This is a genomic window from Sinorhizobium sp. NFACC03, assembly GCF_900103435.1.
GTDB lineage: Bacteria > Pseudomonadota > Alphaproteobacteria > Rhizobiales > Rhizobiaceae > Ensifer.
Genome location: NZ_FMXF01000001.1, coordinates 811,410 through 826,530, shown reverse-complemented (window position 1 = coordinate 826,530; position 15,121 = coordinate 811,410). Strand labels below are relative to the sequence as shown.

The window sequence follows — 15,121 nt, the reverse complement described above, 5'->3', positions numbered from 1 at the left end:
GGTTCACCGTCCATTCAAGAGAACGCGACGGGGACCTGACACTTTACAGAACCGCACGTCTTATAGGACGCGTTAAGGTCGCTGTAACACTCTAAATGGCTGCCTGCTTCATCCTTAAACCGGACAGGAGACATGCAGTCGTTCGGAACGCGCCGCCTTCGGTTATCCCTGGGGCGAACGACATGTTCCCGGCAATAGCTAAATGGCAAACTGACAGATATGCCTTGCGCGAACATAGCGGTCGGCAACGCCGCCGCGATGGCGGCGCATCCTCCCAAAGCATGCTTGTAGCGAGCAATGCGGCAAAAGCAGGATCATCGGACCGACTTGTTGGATCGATCCGATGATTGCCAGGGCCCCGATCAGGCGCCCGTGTAACGGCGCAGGACCAGAGAGGCGTTCGTGCCGCCGAAGCCGAAGGAGTTCGACAGCGCCACGTTGATCTCGCGCTTGCGCGCGACGTGCGGCACGAGGTCGATCTTGGTTTCCACAGACGGATTGTCGAGGTTGAGCGTCGGCGGCGCAATATTGTCGCGAATCGCGAGCACCGAAAAGATCGCTTCGACAGCACCGGCAGCGCCAAGCAGGTGACCGATCGCCGACTTGGTCGAGGACATGGAGATCTTCGACGCATGCTCGCCGACAAGGCGCTCGACGGCGCCAAGCTCGATCGTGTCCGCCATGGTGGAAGTGCCGTGGGCGTTGATGTAGTCGATGTCGGCCGCCGTCAGTCCGGCGCGCTTCAGCGCCATCTGCATGCAGCGATAGGCGCCGTCACCATCTTCCGACGGGGCGGTGATGTGGAAGGCATCGCCGGAAAGGCCGTAACCGACCACTTCCGCATAGATCTTGGCGCCACGCGCCTTGGCGTGCTCGAGCTCTTCGAGGATGACGACGCCGGCGCCCTCGCCCATGACGAAGCCGTCACGGTCGATATCGTAGGGGCGCGATGCCTTTTGCGGGTCGTCATTGTGCTGCGTCGACAACGCCTTGCAGGCTGCAAAGCCCGCGAGCGAAATGCGGCAGATCGGCGATTCCGCGCCGCCGGCGACCATGACGTCGGCATCGCCGAGCGCAATCAGCCGGCTGGCGTCGCCGATGGCATGCGCGCCGGTCGAACAGGCGGTGACAACCGAATGGTTCGGGCCACGCAGCTTGTGGCGGATCGACACCTGGCCGGAGGCAAGGTTGATGAGGCGGCCGGGAATGAAGAATGGCGAAATGCGGCGGGGGCCCTTGTCGCGCAGCGTATAGCCACCTTCGACGATGCCTTCGAGACCGCCGATACCCGAACCGATCAGCACGCCGGTCGCGATCTGGTCTTCGTCGGTCTCCGGCTTCCAGCCGGCGTCGGCAAGCGCCATGTCGGCGGCCGCCATCGCGTAGACGATGAACGGATCGACCTTGCGCTGCTCCTTCGGCTCCATCCAGTCGTCGGCGTTGAATGTTGCGTCGGTGCCGTCACCGAAGGGAATGCGGCAGGCGATCTTGGCAGGAAGGTCCTCGACCTCGAATTCGGTTACCTTGCGTGCAGCATTCTGCCCGGCAAGAAGGCGCGCCCACGTCGCCTCAGTTCCGCAACCCAAGGGAGATACCATGCCGGTACCGGTGATAACGACACGTCTCATAGTCCGCGACCCACCCTGACTTTTCAATTTCAGAGCCGGATCGGACCACGTGTAACGAACCCGATCCGGGCATCCATTTTAAGGTTCTCATTCACGATCAGAGGGAAAAGCGGAGAACGCTTGCTGATCGGCACCCGCGCTTGCGGGACAGCCCACTTCCCTGGGCTGAAACGGGCCGCTTTCGGCGGCCCGTCTGCGGCCGTAGCCGCTCAGATATTAGGCCTGAGCCTTTTCGATGAACTTGACGGCGTCGCCGACAGTCAGGATCGAGTCAGCAGCGTCGTCCGGGATTTCAACGCCGAATTCTTCTTCGAAAGCCATGACCAGTTCGACGGTGTCGAGCGAGTCCGCGCCGAGGTCATCGATGAAGCTTGCGCCTTCGCTGACCTTTTCGGCGTCGACGCCAAGATGATCAATAACAATTTTCTTTACGCGTTCTGCGATATCGCTCATGTCGGAGTTCCTCGACCTTCGTTTCTGTAGGCGCCTATTCCGGCACCGGTACTCTTATGTAAGCCTGATAGACCAAGACGGCCTACCCGGCAATCCATCCAACCGGAACTGCGGCAAACCCAGGGCAGCCAAGGCTGCCGGACACCTGGCGGGACCGGTCGACTGCTAACAGTCATGGCCCGATTAACACGGTTTAAGTCTGCCGCAAAGTCCGAAAATGCCTGACATTCGCTTGCTCAACATTGAATTTCAGGCATTTGGCAGGCGGTGTCCCGAGACGTTGAATATCACCCGTCGCACAATCTCGGCGGGCGGCACATCCCGGAAACCGGATCAGATCATGGCCATGCCGCCATTGACGTGAATCGTCTGGCCGGTGACGTAGCCAGCCTCGTTCGACGCGAGATAGACGACGGCCGACGCAATCTCCGCGCCGGTGCCCATGCGCTTCATCGGGATCGCGCCCATGATCGCGTCCTTCTGCTTGTCGTTGAGCTTGCCGGTCATCGCACTTTCGATGAAGCCCGGAGCAACGCAATTGACGGTGACGTTGCGCGTCGCGATCTCCTGAGCCAGCGACTTGGAGAAACCAATCATGCCGGCCTTGGAGGCACAGTAGTTGGCCTGACCGGGATTGCCGGTGACACCGACGATCGAGGTGATGTTGACGATGCGGCCGAAACGGCGGCGCATCATCGGGTGGGTCAGCTCGCGCGTCAGGCGGAAGACGGCGGTCAGGTTCACCTCGAGAACGGCATCCCAGTCCTCGTCGCTCATGCGCACGAAGAGGCCATCCTTGGTGATGCCGGCGTTGTTGACGAGAATATCGACGCCGCCAAGCTCGGCCTCAGCCTTTTCGCCGAGCGCCTTGACTTCGGCGCGGTCGGAAAGGTTCGCCGGGAAGAGCTGCACGCGATCACCGAGTTCATTGGCGAGCGCTTCCAGCTTTTCGACGCGCGTGCCGTGCAGGCCGACGATCGCGCCCTGCGCGTGCAGCATGCGGGCGATTTCTTCGCCGATACCACCGGATGCACCGGTGACGAGAGCCTTGCGGCCGGAAAGATCGAACATCTGATTGATTCCTTGTAACTGGTGCGCTTGTTCGACGGCTTACGCGAGCAGTGCTGCAAGAGCCGTGTCGATATCGGCAGGCGTATTGACGGCGATACCGTTGACAGTCTTGTCGATCCGGCGGGCAAGCCCGGTCAGGACCTTGCCGCAACCGAGTTCATAAAGCGTCGTGACATTGTTGGCGGCAAACCATTCGACCGTCTCGCGCCAGCGGACCTGGCCGGTGACCTGCTCGACGAGCAATCGGGCGATTTCGTCGGCATCGCTGACCGGTGCGGCGAGCACGTTGGCGACCACGGGTACGACGGGATTGTGCTTCTCGACCTTGGCGAGAGCCTCGCGCATGGCGTCGGCGGCCGGCGCCATCAGGCTCGAATGGAAGGGTGCGGAGACCGGCAGCATCAATGCGCGCTTCGCTCCCTTTTCGGATGCCAATGCGGCAGCCTTCTCGACGGCAGACTTCTCTCCGGAAATGACCAGCTGGCCGCCGCCATTGTCGTTGGCGATCTGGCAGGAGCCGAGTGCCGAAGCCTCGCGGCAGACGGCTTCGACATCGGCATGCTCCAACCCGATGATCGCGGCCATCGCACCCTTGCCGACCGGTACGGCCGCCTGCATCGCGTTGCCGCGAATGCGCAAGAGACGCGCCGTGTCGGCGATCGAGAAGGTGCCGGCAGCACAGAGCGCCGAATATTCGCCCAGCGAATGGCCGGCGACAAAGGAGACCTTCGACTTGATGTCGAGTCCCTTGGCTTCGAGCACCCGGATGACGGCCATCGATACGGCCATCAGCGCCGGCTGCGCGTTCGCGGTCAGCGTCAGCGTTTCCTCGGGGCCGTTCCACATGATCTCGGACAGCTTCTCTCCGAGCGCCTCGTCAACCTCGGCGAAGACGGCAGCGGCTTCCGGAAAAGCGTCCGCCAGATCCTTGCCCATGCCGACAGCCTGGCTGCCCTGGCCTGGAAACGTGAATGCAATGCTCATGGGATAGTCCCTTCCCTAGATCACTATGATTTTGGGTCGAATCGACACAAAATCATAGTGATCGGTTCTTATGAGTTAGAGCGGGACGCGGGCGGATAACCGCACACGCTTTTTCTTGCCCCGCTCTGGTTTCCTCTCCATTCACATTCCTGAACGGCGAGTCAAGCGCGCAAGGCCCGCCGAACCGAGCCGCAGCCGCCTTTTGCCCTTGATCTTCACCAATCAAGGCGTAAGTTTGCCGCCCGAAGTCGACCTGCCTTCAACACTCCCAAGGGCGAAGGCTATCACTCCATTTCCGGCGCGCGCACCCCTTGTCCCACGGGGCCGATGCACGTCTTTCACAAGGATCTCCATTCAATGCGTTACAACACGCTTGGCCGCACCGACATCAGGGTCTCGGAAATCTGCCTGGGCACCATGACTTGGGGCTCGCAGAATTCCGTCGCCGAAGCGCATGAACAACTGGACCACGCCTTCGACAAGGGCGTGAATTTCATCGATACGGCAGAACTCTACCCGACGACGCCGCTCTCGTCCGAGACCTACGGCGATACCGAGCGCTTCATCGGCGAGTGGCTGGCAAAGCGCGGCCGCCGCGACGACGTCGTGCTCGCGACCAAGGTCGCCGGCCCCGGCCGGCCCTATATTCGCAATGGCGGTCCTACCACGCCGGAAGGCATCGAACAGGCAATCGATGCCAGCCTTCGACGTTTGAAGACCGACTACGTCGATCTCTACCAGATCCATTGGCCGAACCGCGGTCACTACCATTTCCGCAATGCCTGGTCCTACGACCCGGCCAAGCAGGACAAGGCGCATGTCGCCGGCGATCTCAGGGCGATCCTCGAAAAGCTCGGCGATCTCGTGAAGGCCGGCAAGGTCCGCGCCATCGGTCTCTCCAACGAAACGGCCTGGGGAACGATGAAGTTCATCGACATGGCCGAACGTCACGGCCTGCCGCGGGTCGCCTCGGTCCAGAACGAATACAATCTGCTTTACCGCGCCTATGATCTCGACCTTTCCGAGCTATCGCATCACGAGGACGTGGGGCTGCTTGCCTATTCGCCGCTCGCAGCCGGACTGCTCAGCGGTAAGTATTTGGACGGCGCCAAGCCGACGGGCTCCCGCCTCTCGATCAACGGCGACCTCGGCGGCCGGTTCACCCCGCACCAGGAGCCGGCGGTTGCCGGTTATGTGCAGCTTGCACGCGAGCACGGCCTCGATCCCGCTCAGATGGCAATCGCCTTCTGCCTGACGCGGCCGTTCATGGCGTCCGTCATCATCGGCGCGACATCGATGGAACAGCTGAAGACCAATCTTGGCGCCGTCGACCTCACCCTGTCGCAGGACGTCGTGAATGGCATTCGGCGGCTGCACCGTCTCTACCCCATGCCGATCTAAAGGCGAGAATCGATCGCCGATGGCCGTGCCTCAGACAAAAGCGGAGTTGCTCAAGGCGATCGACGTCCAGTTCGCCAAGCTGATGCGCGAACTGGAACAGGTCTCCGACGACCAATTTCGCGAGCCTTCGCTCGAAGGGCACGCCAAGGGCACCACGATGAGCGTCGGCGATCTCGTCGCCTACCTCATCGGCTGGGGCGAACTCGTCACCAAGTGGATCGACCGCGATCAGCGCGGCGAACCGGTCGACTTCCCCGAGACCGGATATAAATGGAACGAGCTCGGCAGGCTCGCACAGAAGTTCTATGCCGATTTCCGGGCTCTTTCGCCGACGGAGCTCATCGCCCGCCTGAGACGCAGCAAGGAAACGCTGGAAGCGCTGATCAAGGCGCGGGACGATCAGGCGCTCTACGGGAAACCGTGGTACGGCAAATGGACGCTTGGTCGCATGATTCAGTTCAACACATCCTCTCCCTACGCCAATGCCTCAGGGCGTTTGCGCAAGTGGAAGAAGGTCAAAGCGCTGGCCTAGATATCTAAAAGATGCGCCAAGCCTTGCCTTCCGTGGAAAAATGCGTATAAGCGCGCTGTTCGAAATGCCCGGTCTTCTGGCTGGTGGCTGAACGGAGGGCCGGCTTCCTCGAGGGGAGCCGTTAGGATTGCAAGTCTTTCCGGCCTCCCGTGTCTCCGCTCTCGACCGTCTCGATACAACACTTTCTTGCCGGCTGCCTGTCAGCCACTAAGAACAGTCGTTGAGGCTTAGCCGCCGAGGTCCGGGCTGATTAACGCAAGAAAGGCAAGCCACAATGGCTCTTTATGAACACGTATTCCTGGCCCGCCAGGACATCACGCCGCAGCAGGTCGACGGTCTCGTCGAGCAGTACAAGGGCGTGCTCGAAGCAAACGGCGGCAAGGTCGGTCGCGTCGAGAACTGGGGCCTGAAGTCCCTCACCTACCGCATCAAGAAGAACCGCAAGGCTCACTACGTTCTCATGGACATCGACGCTCCGGCAGCGGCTGTTCACGAAATCGAGCGTCAGATGCGCATCAACGAAGACGTTCTGCGCTACATGACGATCGCCGTTGAGAAGCACGAAGAAGGCCCGTCTGCCATGATGCAGAAGCGCGACCGCGACGATCGTCCGCGCCGCGATGGCGACCGTCCGGAGCGCAGCTTCGGCGACCGTGGTCCGCGTCCGGACCGTGGCGACCGCGAAGACCGCCCGCGTCGTCCGCGCGAAGACCGCGCGTAATCAAGAAGCTTTAGGAGATAAAGACAATGGCTGAAGTTTCTTCCGCTCCGGTTCGTCGCCCGTTCCACCGTCGCCGCAAGACCTGCCCCTTCTCGGGCGCAAACGCTCCGCGGATCGACTACAAGGACATCCGTCTGCTGCAGCGCTACATTTCCGAGCGCGGCAAGATCGTTCCTTCCCGCATCACGGCCGTTTCCCAGAAGAAGCAGCGCGAGCTCGCCCAGGCGATCAAGCGTGCACGCTTCCTCGGCCTGCTGCCCTACGTCGTTTCCTAAGAACGGCTGACTCTCCGTTGGTCATCTGACTCGACGGAAATTGACTCCAGGGAGAGGCGCTCCCCTTAGGTGAGCGCCTCTTTCTCTCCCTTCCGCGGTGGGCGCGGATCGGAACAGGTGCGACAGCACCAAAATCCCATGCTGGGGCCGGGCTCTGCCATCCCCTAACTGCACGAAGCAGGACAGCGAACGTGACGAACGTGAACAGGACATCGCTGCTGACCGGCGTTCTCGCCGGCTTTACCGCCGCCCTCTTGTCGATGGGCGCGAACACGCAGTCGTCTCTTGCGATCGTCCTCTATGCCGCCTCCGCACTCCCGATCCTGATTGCCGGCCTTGGCTGGGGCAATGCAGCGGCGATCACCGCGATCGTCAGCGCAGGTGCCACCGCTGCCGCGCTCATCTCGCCCTATTTCGCGCTGCTGATCCTCGTCGTCACGCTGATCCCGGCCGGTTGGCTCAGCCACCTCGCCAATCTTGCCCGTCCGGCCTCCGAACTCGGTGGCCCCGACGAAGCGCTCGCCTGGTATCCGCTCTCCGATATTCTCAGCCACCTCGCGGGTCTCGTGACGGTCGGCATGATCATCGTCGGCTTCATCGTCGGCTATGGCGCCGACATCTCCGACCGCATGGTCGATATCGTCATCCAAGCGGTGAAGGCGCAGGACCCGGGCTACAATCCGGACGTCACTGCCGTTGCCCAGATCAAGTCGCTCTTCACACTCGCTTTGCCGCTCGTCCAGGGTGCGATCTGGGTGCTGATGCTCTTTACCGCCTATTATGTCGCGACCCGCATCGTGCAGATGTCGGGCCGGTCGCTGCGCCCGCGCGAGGATATCCCCTCGACGCTGCGCATGCACCGCAACGCGATCTTCATCTTCCTCGGCGGCCTGGTCCTCACCTTCCTCGGCGGCGCGCCGGCAACGATCGGCGCGCTGATCTGCGGAACCTTCGGCGCAGGCTTTCTGCTCGCCGGCTTCGCCTCCTTCCATTTCCGCACGCGTGGCAAGTCCTGGCGGCTTCCCGTGCTGTGGATCGCATACCTGTCGGTGCTCGTGTTCACGATCCCGGCATTCTTCTTCCTCCTGTCCGGCCTGATCGATACGCGACGCACCATCGCGGTCACGCCGGTTGGAAAAAACTGACCAACGAATTGGAACACTGAAAGGAAAACCAACATGCAAGTCATTCTTCTCGAACGTATCGCCAAGCTCGGCCAGATGGGCGAAACCGTAAAGGTCCGCGACGGCTTTGCTCGCAACTACCTGCTGCCGCTCGGCAAGGCGCTGCGCGCCAACGCCGCCAACAAGGCCCGTTTCGAAGCTGAGCGTTCGACGCTCGAAGCCCGCAACCTCGAGCGCAAGTCGGAAGCCCAGTCGGTTGCCGAAAAGCTCGACGGCAAGACCTTCGTCATCGTCCGCTCCGCTGGCGAAACCGGCCAGCTCTACGGTTCGGTTGCTGCTCGCGACATCATCGAAGTGCTCGCTGCCGAAGGCTTCAACGTCGGCCGCAACCAGGTCGACCTCAACCACCCGATCAAGTCGATCGGCCTGCACAAGGTCACGCTGCACCTGCACTCGGAAGTCGAGATCTCGATTGAAGTCAACGTTGCCCGTTCGGCTGAAGAAGCCGAGCGCCAGTCCAAGGGCGAAAGCCTGACCTCGGCCGACGCCATCTACGGCGTTGACGAAGACGCTCTGAAGCCGGAAGACTTCTTCAACCCGGAAGCCGAATTCGAAGGCGAAGAAGAATAAGCCTTAGCGGCCATCCCATATACGAAAGCCCGGATCATCGATCCGGGCTTTTTTATTGGCCCCAGGGGGTAGAACTAAAATCGCAAGACGCGAGGCGGCAGATTACCCATGCGCAGCGACGGGCACGGCGTCGCTGGTCACCTGATCCGCCGCAGTCCGCGCCGGCGCGTCCTTGTCGACGCGCACGACGACCGAGAGACCGGGCGAGAGCATCTCAGCCAGCGGCTGACCGGGATCGACCACGATCCGCACGCCGACGCGCTGAGCCACCTTGGTGAAGTTGCCTGTGGCGTTGTCCGCGCGGATCACGCTGAATTCCGAACCGGCTGCCGGCGAGAAGCGCTCGATGTGTCCCGTAAGTTCGCTCTTCTGCAGGGCGTCGACCGCAATGGCGACGGGCTGGCCAGCCTTCATGCCGTCGAGTTGCGTCTCCTTGAAATTGGCGACGACCCACACTTCGTTCGGCACCAGCGCGAGCAGTTGTGATCCCGCCGTCACATATTGACCGATCCGAGCGCCGATCTCGCCCAACCTGCCGTCACGCGGTGCAACGATGCGGGTATTTTCGAGATCGATACGCGCCAGTTCGACGGCCGCCTCGGCACCGGTCACGGCAGCTTCCAATCCGGCGCGCGCGCCAAGCGTGGTCGCCAATGCCTGCTTCGACACTTCCAGCCCGGCCTCAGCCTGGCTCACAGCCGCGTCCGCCTGTTCGAAGCCGGCACGCGCCTGATCGGCATCGCTGCGCGTCGACACGCCCTTTTCGGCAAGCGGGCGAATGCGATCCCAGGTGGCGCGCGCCCGATTGAAGGCCGCCTTGGCGCTATCGAGCTGCGCTTGGCTGGCGGCGATACCGGCCTTGGCCGACAGTTCCTGCTGATGGGAGTTGGCGAGCGCCGCCTTCTGCCCGGCAAGCGTCGCTTCGGCCTGCGCCAGCTTCTGGGCGTAGATGCGATCGTCGATCTTCACCAGCAACTGCCCGGCCTTGACCGCCTCGTAGTCGTGCACGGGAACATCGGCGACATAGCCCGAAAGCTGCGGGCTCATGATTGTCACGTAGCCGCGCACATAGGCATTCTCCGTCATCTCCACGGAGCTGTGGAACGGTGGCAGCCGCCAGGCATAGAGCACGAGGGTCACGCCGGCGATGCCGGCGAGAAGCACAATGATGGTGGTCGGGGAACGGAGGAACTTCAGCATGGTCTTCAACTCTTAATCAGGCGGCCGGCGCCGGCGCGGGGCCGGTCAGCCGCTGCGTGAGCCAATTGTAGGACATGTGCAGGAGCAGGCCGGCGAGCGCGACAAGCGCGATCACGGCGGCAAGCAGGAATGCGTCGTTGTAGGCGAGGATATAGGCTTCACGGGTGACCTGCTGCGACAGGAGCACGGTGCCCTCGCCGCCCAGCAAGGTCTTGTCGCCCATCACTTTGCTATAGGCGGCGGAGAGCTGGTTGACGCGCTGGGCAACCAACGGGTTCGACAAGACGATCTGTTCGGAGAGAATGTTGGAGTGGAATTTTTCACGGATCGTTACGAAGGTGCCGAAGGCTGCGGAGCCGATCAGGCTGCCGATGCTCTGGGTGAAGAGGAAGATCACGATGAAGCTCAAGATGTAGCTCGGCCCCTTCGCAAGCGCCGCCTTGAAGCCGCGCGCCATGGCCGGCGGCAGGAAGAGCGCAGTGCCCGCGGCAATCATCGCCTGGCTCAGATACATCTGCTCGGGCCGTGTCAGGCTCGTCGCCTGGCTGTCCATGTAGGCGCCGGTCGCCAGCAGGCCGAGCGCCAGGACGTGCACACGCTCTGCATGCTGCGGGTTCATCAGCACGGCACAGAGCAGGCCGCCGGCTATCGCCGCGGCAAGGATGATCCAATACAGCGTCGCGACCTGTTCGAACTGGAGGCCGAGCTGTTGATAAAAATTCGTCGCGATCGTGGACTGCTCGGAGGCAACCAGGCGGAAGATGAGCAGAACGGCGGCAAAGTGCACGATCTCCTTCGAGGCGATCCAGCGTATGTCGATCAACGGCACCTTGCGATGGAGCTCAATCAGCACCACGGTCGTCAGTGTTGCGATTGAAACGACCAGGAGAACGCCGAGCCAGGGTGCCTCGAACCACCAGTAGAGACGCCCCATGGTCAACACGATGGCTAGGCAGCCGAAGGCAACGGCGACGAACAGATAGCTCAGGATATCCATGCGCTGGATGACCTTGGCATGCGGCACCGGCGTCAGCGGCAGCAGATAGATGATCGGCAGCGCGATCAGTGCCAACGCCATTTCGAGCGTGTAGAGCGCATGCCACTGGCCATATTCGATCAGGGTCGGCGAGATCAGCCGGGTGATCGGCGCGGAGATCGTCGTGCAGGTGAGCGCCAGTGCCAGACCGACTGTCAGCTTGCGCGCCGGCGGAAAGGCTTCGAGCATGTAGAGGAAGCCGAGCGTCGACATCGGTGCAGCAGCAATGCCGCTGATGAAGCGGACGACGATGGCGGAATGCAGGTCGGAAACGAAGACGTTCATCAGCGATACGATGACGAAGCCGACGATGCTGATTTCGGCAAAGCGGCGCAGCCCGTATTGAGCGCGAATCTTCACCAGCGCGATCGACAGGCTGACATTGGGCGCCATGTAGGCCGCAGACAGCCAGCCGGTCTCGACTGAGGTCGCCGAGAGCGAACCCTGGATCTGCGTCAGATTGGCAAGCGCCAGGTTCATGCCCAGGCCCTGCGTCAGGAACAGGAGAACCGAACCGACGACATAGACCGCCGATAGTGCCAGGCCTTTGTCGGCCGGCATTGGGGCGGGCGCCGGGACCGGTGCAGGAGACATTTCCTCCTGGTCGTCGCCGGCCGCGCCCGTCTCCAGCGGAGCGGCGTTGCGGTTGTCGCTTGCAGCAGCAGTCGCGACTGCGCTCATCGCCGTCACTCCCGCGCCAGCGACTGGACGTTGTCGGCGATCGCCCGCACCACCCGCTGCGTCACGGCAAGTTCGGCGGCATCGATACCTTGCAGCACTTCCGCCCGAATCTCGTCGGCAAGCCTCAGGATTTCGTCAGCGACCGAGCGACCGAACTCAGTCATATGGATCTGCTTGGCGCGCCGGTCGGAGGCCTCGACCCGCCGTTCGATGAAACCTTGCTTCTCCATGCCATCGAGCAGACGCACCAGTGTCGGCGTTTCAATATCGAGCTCATCGGCCAGCTCGCGCTGGTTCAAACCATCCTTCCGGGTCAAGCAGAAGAGCGCTCGGGCCCGCGACAGCGTGAGACCCCTCTCCTTCACTCGAGCATCGAACACGGCCCGCAGCTTGCGATTGACCAGCGACAGCGCATCGAACAATTCGCGGTTCACGGGGGGCTGATACATTGGTATCTTTTCCATATTACTAGCATGCTAATTATTTTGACTCTATCTAATCCAAATGCGGGGGATTTTCAAGATCAGGATTTTGAGGTGGGGGAGGACGGCGCTAGACTCCCCCATGCCCGGAAGGCTCGGGTGATTCGTCGCGTCAACGGCCAATTTTGTGGCAAGGCGAGATTCTACGCTTTTGTGAACCTGGCCTGTGGATCAGTCGAACAACGGGAAAAGCGCGAGGCCGCGATGAGACGCTTTGCGAGTGTGTCCCCCCTGCACTTGACCCGGCTCGCGGTAGATCGCAAACCGGTGCCACACCAGACAAAGGCAGAGATAAAACGACATGAATGACGCGGCGCGAAAGCTATCCCCTATCGGCAAGGATCAGGCGGACCAGCACTATCGCGAGGCGCCGAACAACCTTGAAGCCGAACAGGCTTTGCTCGGCGCGATCCTCGTCAACAACGACGCCTTCTATCGTGTCTCGGACTTCCTGAAGCCCGTGCATCTGCACGAGCCGCTGCACCGCAAGATCTTCGAGGTTGCCGGTGACATCATCCGCATGGGCAAGACCGCGAACCCCGTCACCATCAAGACCTTCCTCAAGGCCGACGAGAAGGTCGGTGACCTGACCGTCGCGCAGTACCTTGCGCGTCTCGCTGCCGAAGCCGTGTCGATCATCAACGCGGAAGACTACGGCCGCGCGATCTACGACCTCGCTCTTCGCCGTTCGCTGATCACGATCGGCGAGGACATGGTCAATATCGCCTATGACGCGCCACTCGACATGCCGCCGCAGGGCCAGATCGAAGATGCCGAGCGTCGCCTGTTCGAACTCGCCGAGACCGGCCGCTACGACGGCGGCTTCCAGTCGTTCAACGATGCCGTCGCGCTCGCGATCGACATGGCGGGTGCGGCCTTCGAGCGCGACGGCAGCCTCTCCGGCATTTCCACCGGCATCCTATCCCTCGACGCCCGCATGGGCGGCCTGCAGCGCTCGGACTTGATCGTGCTTGCAGGGCGTCCCGGCATGGGCAAGACCTCGCTTGCCACCAACATCGCCTACAACATCGCCGCCGCCTACGAACCGGAAGTCCAGGCGGATGGTTCGTTCAAGGCCAGGAACGGCGGCGTCGTCGGCTTCTATTCGCTCGAAATGTCGTCCGAACAGCTCGCCACCCGTATCATCTCCGAACAGACCGAGGTCTCCTCGTCGAAGATCCGCCGCGGTGACATTTCCGAGGCCGACTTCGAAAAGCTCGTTGCCTGCTCGCAGATGATGCAGAAGGTGCCGCTCTATATCGACCAGACCGGTGGTATCTCGATCGCCCAGCTTTCCGCACGCGCCCGGCGCCTGAAGCGCCAGCGTGGCCTCGACTGCCTGGTGGTGGACTATATCCAGCTCATGACCGGCTCGGGCAAATCGAGCGACAACCGCGTGCAGGAAATCACCCAGATCACCACCGGCCTCAAGGCGCTCGGCAAGGAACTGAACGTTCCGATCATCGCGTTGTCGCAGCTCTCCCGTCAGGTGGAGAGCCGCGAAGACAAGCGCCCGCAGCTCTCCGACCTTCGTGAATCGGGCTCGATCGAGCAGGACGCCGACGTCGTACTCTTCGTGTTCCGCGAGGAATACTACGTGAAGAACCTCGAGCCGCGCGACGAGTTCGACCCGAAGTACGAAGAGTGGAAGATGAAGATGGAGCAGGTGAAGGGCACGGCGGACGTGATTATCGCCAAGCAGCGTCACGGACCGACCGGCACCGTGAAACTCGCCTTCCAGTCGGAATTCACGCGCTTCACCGATCTCGCCGATCCCTCCTTCACCCAGTACGAAGAACACTAGAGTTCCGTGGGGGCGGCCGGAGCGGGCTGGGAAAAATGTTTGCGGTTTCCCAGCCCACTCTACTTCATAACGAGCCGCCCAAGCGTGATGGGCTCAACCGGCACCGCCTTTTACCAGGCACCGCCTAGAACCTGACGCAACAACGCCACCGAAACCACGCCGACGGCAACGGATGCCAAGAGCGGCAGCCTGGTTGCAGCAACCGCCGTCAAGGCAGCGGCAACCGTTTCTGCCGGGCCGGTGACCACCGCCGTCGGAGCGATGACCGCCATCAGAACCGCTGGCGGAATGGCCTCGAGGGCGCGCTTCTGGTTTTCTCCGATCGTCACATAGCGGATCAGCACGAGACCGCCGATGCGGGTCGCGACCGTCGCGACTGCCATGGCCAGGATCGCAAGCAAAGTGTTGAGATCGACGCTCATGCGTGGGCCTCCTTGTGTCCGCCTGAAAGCATAGCCACGACGACGCCGGCTGCAGCACCCGCCGCAATGTACCAGACGCCCGGCAGCAATTGATGCGTGACCACCGCCGCACAAGCGCTCGCGGCCAGAACGGCACCCGTTTCGCGCCCCTTCCAGAAACCCATGACCAGGATGATGAAAACGGCAGGGAATGCGAAGTCGAGGCCGATGACCTTGGGATCGCCCAGCAGGGCGCCAACCATCGCGCCCGTCAGGCTCGTCAGGACCCAGGCGCAGTAGAAGGGCACGGCGAGGCCGGCATACCAGGCGGGCGTGAGTTTGCCATTGCTCGCGCGCATCTCGGCCATGGCCCAGATTTCATCGGCGAGAAGCAGCATCGAGGCATAGCGCGCCGGCCCGGAGAAACCGTCAAGCTTGCTGCCGATCGAAGCGCTCATCAGCACATGGCGGATGTTGACGAGCAGTGCCGAGAAGCCGAGTGCGGCCCAGGACGCCGGATGTGTCCAGATATCCATGGCGACGAATTGCGATCCACCGGCAAAGACCAGTGCGCTCATCAGCGTCACTTCCGCCGGCGTCAGCCCCTTGGCCGCCGCCACGGCACCGAACACCAGGCCGATCGGCATGACGGCGACGATCAGCGGCGTCATCGCGATCGCCGCGGCCCGAAATTCCTG

16 protein-coding genes are annotated in these 15,121 nt (G+C 62.1%); 7 read left to right on the top strand and 9 right to left on the bottom strand.

From position 1 onward, the window contains the following. Window positions 1-362: 362 nt before the first annotated feature. The 4 genes from fabF to fabD all read right to left on the bottom strand — a co-directional run bounded on the left by fabF (window position 363) and on the right by fabD (window position 4,136). Entirely contained in the window at window positions 363-1,628 is a 1,266-nt protein-coding gene (fabF, locus tag BLU35_RS04020; RefSeq protein ID WP_057252706.1) for a beta-ketoacyl-ACP synthase II, read from the bottom strand. A gap of 216 nt (window positions 1,629-1,844) precedes the next feature. Beyond that, on the bottom strand, window positions 1,845-2,081 hold the full coding sequence (locus BLU35_RS04015) for an acyl carrier protein (RefSeq protein WP_003531676.1): 237 nt from the start codon (window positions 2,079-2,081) through the stop codon (window positions 1,845-1,847). 333 nt (window positions 2,082-2,414) lie between these two features. Further along, window positions 2,415-3,152 (bottom strand): 3-oxoacyl-[acyl-carrier-protein] reductase, encoded by a 738-nt coding sequence (fabG, locus tag BLU35_RS04010; protein ID WP_057252708.1) that lies wholly within the window; start codon window positions 3,150-3,152, stop codon window positions 2,415-2,417. A gap of 39 nt (window positions 3,153-3,191) precedes the next feature. Beyond that, window positions 3,192-4,136, bottom strand: a complete 945-nt coding sequence (gene fabD / locus BLU35_RS04005) for an ACP S-malonyltransferase (RefSeq protein ID WP_093232172.1) — start codon at window positions 4,134-4,136, stop codon at window positions 3,192-3,194. Window positions 4,137-4,493: 357 nt separating this feature from the next. On the opposite strand from fabD, the gene BLU35_RS04000 reads away from it, so the two are divergent. The 6 genes from BLU35_RS04000 to rplI all read left to right on the top strand — a co-directional run bounded on the left by BLU35_RS04000 (window position 4,494) and on the right by rplI (window position 8,819). Then, window positions 4,494-5,537, top strand: coding sequence for an aldo/keto reductase (locus BLU35_RS04000; protein ID WP_093232330.1), 1,044 nt, complete (start codon window positions 4,494-4,496; stop codon window positions 5,535-5,537). A 19-nt stretch (window positions 5,538-5,556) separates the two neighbouring features. Next, window positions 5,557-6,069 carry a ClbS/DfsB family four-helix bundle protein gene (locus BLU35_RS03995; protein WP_057252711.1) on the top strand — a complete coding sequence of 171 codons (513 nt, stop codon included), beginning with the start codon at window positions 5,557-5,559 and terminating at the stop codon, window positions 6,067-6,069. A gap of 274 nt (window positions 6,070-6,343) precedes the next feature. Next, window positions 6,344-6,790, top strand: a complete 447-nt coding sequence (gene rpsF / locus BLU35_RS03990; RefSeq protein ID WP_057252714.1) for a 30S ribosomal protein S6 — start codon at window positions 6,344-6,346, stop codon at window positions 6,788-6,790. Between the two features lie 26 nt (window positions 6,791-6,816). Further along, window positions 6,817-7,065, top strand: coding sequence for a 30S ribosomal protein S18 (gene rpsR, locus BLU35_RS03985; protein ID WP_025426448.1), 249 nt, complete (start codon window positions 6,817-6,819; stop codon window positions 7,063-7,065). Between the two features lie 191 nt (window positions 7,066-7,256). Beyond that, a complete protein-coding gene (locus BLU35_RS03980; RefSeq protein ID WP_057252716.1) occupies window positions 7,257-8,210 on the top strand; it encodes a YybS family protein in 954 nt (317 codons plus the stop codon). A 33-nt stretch (window positions 8,211-8,243) separates the two neighbouring features. Beyond that, on the top strand, window positions 8,244-8,819 hold the full coding sequence (gene rplI, locus BLU35_RS03975) for a 50S ribosomal protein L9 (protein ID WP_093232171.1): 576 nt from the start codon (window positions 8,244-8,246) through the stop codon (window positions 8,817-8,819). Between the two features lie 102 nt (window positions 8,820-8,921). On the opposite strand, the gene BLU35_RS03970 is transcribed toward rplI, so the two are convergent. The 3 genes from BLU35_RS03970 to BLU35_RS03960 form a co-directional block, all read right to left on the bottom strand. Continuing rightward, a complete protein-coding gene (locus tag BLU35_RS03970; protein ID WP_093232170.1) occupies window positions 8,922-10,019 on the bottom strand; it encodes an HlyD family secretion protein in 1,098 nt (365 codons plus the stop codon). A gap of 16 nt (window positions 10,020-10,035) precedes the next feature. Beyond that, window positions 10,036-11,616 (bottom strand): MFS transporter, encoded by a 1,581-nt coding sequence (locus BLU35_RS03965; RefSeq protein WP_286161443.1) that lies wholly within the window; start codon window positions 11,614-11,616, stop codon window positions 10,036-10,038. Window positions 11,617-11,741: 125 nt separating this feature from the next. Then, entirely contained in the window at window positions 11,742-12,185 is a 444-nt protein-coding gene (locus tag BLU35_RS03960; protein ID WP_093232169.1) for a MarR family winged helix-turn-helix transcriptional regulator, read from the bottom strand. Window positions 12,186-12,519: 334 nt separating this feature from the next. On the opposite strand from BLU35_RS03960, the gene BLU35_RS03955 reads away from it, so the two are divergent. Beyond that, window positions 12,520-14,022, top strand: coding sequence for a replicative DNA helicase (locus BLU35_RS03955; protein ID WP_058320236.1), 1,503 nt, complete (start codon window positions 12,520-12,522; stop codon window positions 14,020-14,022). 110 nt (window positions 14,023-14,132) lie between these two features. Here the strand turns inward: BLU35_RS03955 and BLU35_RS03950 are convergent, their stop codons facing one another. Together BLU35_RS03950 and BLU35_RS03945 are read right to left on the bottom strand one after the other, a co-directional pair. After that, window positions 14,133-14,444 carry an AzlD family protein gene (locus BLU35_RS03950; protein WP_093232168.1) on the bottom strand — a complete coding sequence of 104 codons (312 nt, stop codon included), beginning with the start codon at window positions 14,442-14,444 and terminating at the stop codon, window positions 14,133-14,135. Continuing rightward, on the bottom strand, window positions 14,441-15,094 hold the full coding sequence (locus tag BLU35_RS03945; RefSeq protein WP_057252904.1) for an AzlC family ABC transporter permease: 654 nt from the start codon (window positions 15,092-15,094) through the stop codon (window positions 14,441-14,443). Before BLU35_RS03945 ends, BLU35_RS03950 begins: the two co-directional genes overlap by 4 nt. Between the last annotated feature and the right edge of the window lie 27 nt (window positions 15,095-15,121).

Coding starts and splice junctions, on each gene's coding strand:
- fabF (WP_057252706.1), bottom strand. CDS start 1,628: ATGAGACGTGTCGTTATCACCGGTACCGGCATGGTATCTCCCTTGGGT.
- BLU35_RS04015 (WP_003531676.1), bottom strand. CDS start 2,081: ATGAGCGATATCGCAGAACGCGTAAAGAAAATTGTTATTGATCATCTT.
- fabG (WP_057252708.1), bottom strand. CDS start 3,152: ATGTTCGATCTTTCCGGCCGCAAGGCTCTCGTCACCGGTGCATCCGGT.
- fabD (WP_093232172.1), bottom strand. CDS start 4,136: ATGAGCATTGCATTCACGTTTCCAGGCCAGGGCAGCCAGGCTGTCGGC.
- BLU35_RS04000 (WP_093232330.1), top strand. CDS start 4,494: ATGCGTTACAACACGCTTGGCCGCACCGACATCAGGGTCTCGGAAATC.
- BLU35_RS03995 (WP_057252711.1), top strand. CDS start 5,557: ATGGCCGTGCCTCAGACAAAAGCGGAGTTGCTCAAGGCGATCGACGTC.
- rpsF (WP_057252714.1), top strand. CDS start 6,344: ATGGCTCTTTATGAACACGTATTCCTGGCCCGCCAGGACATCACGCCG.
- rpsR (WP_025426448.1), top strand. CDS start 6,817: ATGGCTGAAGTTTCTTCCGCTCCGGTTCGTCGCCCGTTCCACCGTCGC.
- rplI (WP_093232171.1), top strand. CDS start 8,244: ATGCAAGTCATTCTTCTCGAACGTATCGCCAAGCTCGGCCAGATGGGC.
- BLU35_RS03970 (WP_093232170.1), bottom strand. CDS start 10,019: ATGCTGAAGTTCCTCCGTTCCCCGACCACCATCATTGTGCTTCTCGCC.
- BLU35_RS03965 (WP_286161443.1), bottom strand. CDS start 11,616: ATGCCGGCCGACAAAGGCCTGGCACTATCGGCGGTCTATGTCGTCGGT.
- BLU35_RS03960 (WP_093232169.1), bottom strand. CDS start 12,185: ATGTATCAGCCCCCCGTGAACCGCGAATTGTTCGATGCGCTGTCGCTG.
- BLU35_RS03955 (WP_058320236.1), top strand. CDS start 12,520: ATGAATGACGCGGCGCGAAAGCTATCCCCTATCGGCAAGGATCAGGCG.
- BLU35_RS03950 (WP_093232168.1), bottom strand. CDS start 14,444: ATGAGCGTCGATCTCAACACTTTGCTTGCGATCCTGGCCATGGCAGTC.
- BLU35_RS03945 (WP_057252904.1), bottom strand. CDS start 15,094: ATGACGCCGCTGATCGTCGCCGTCATGCCGATCGGCCTGGTGTTCGGT.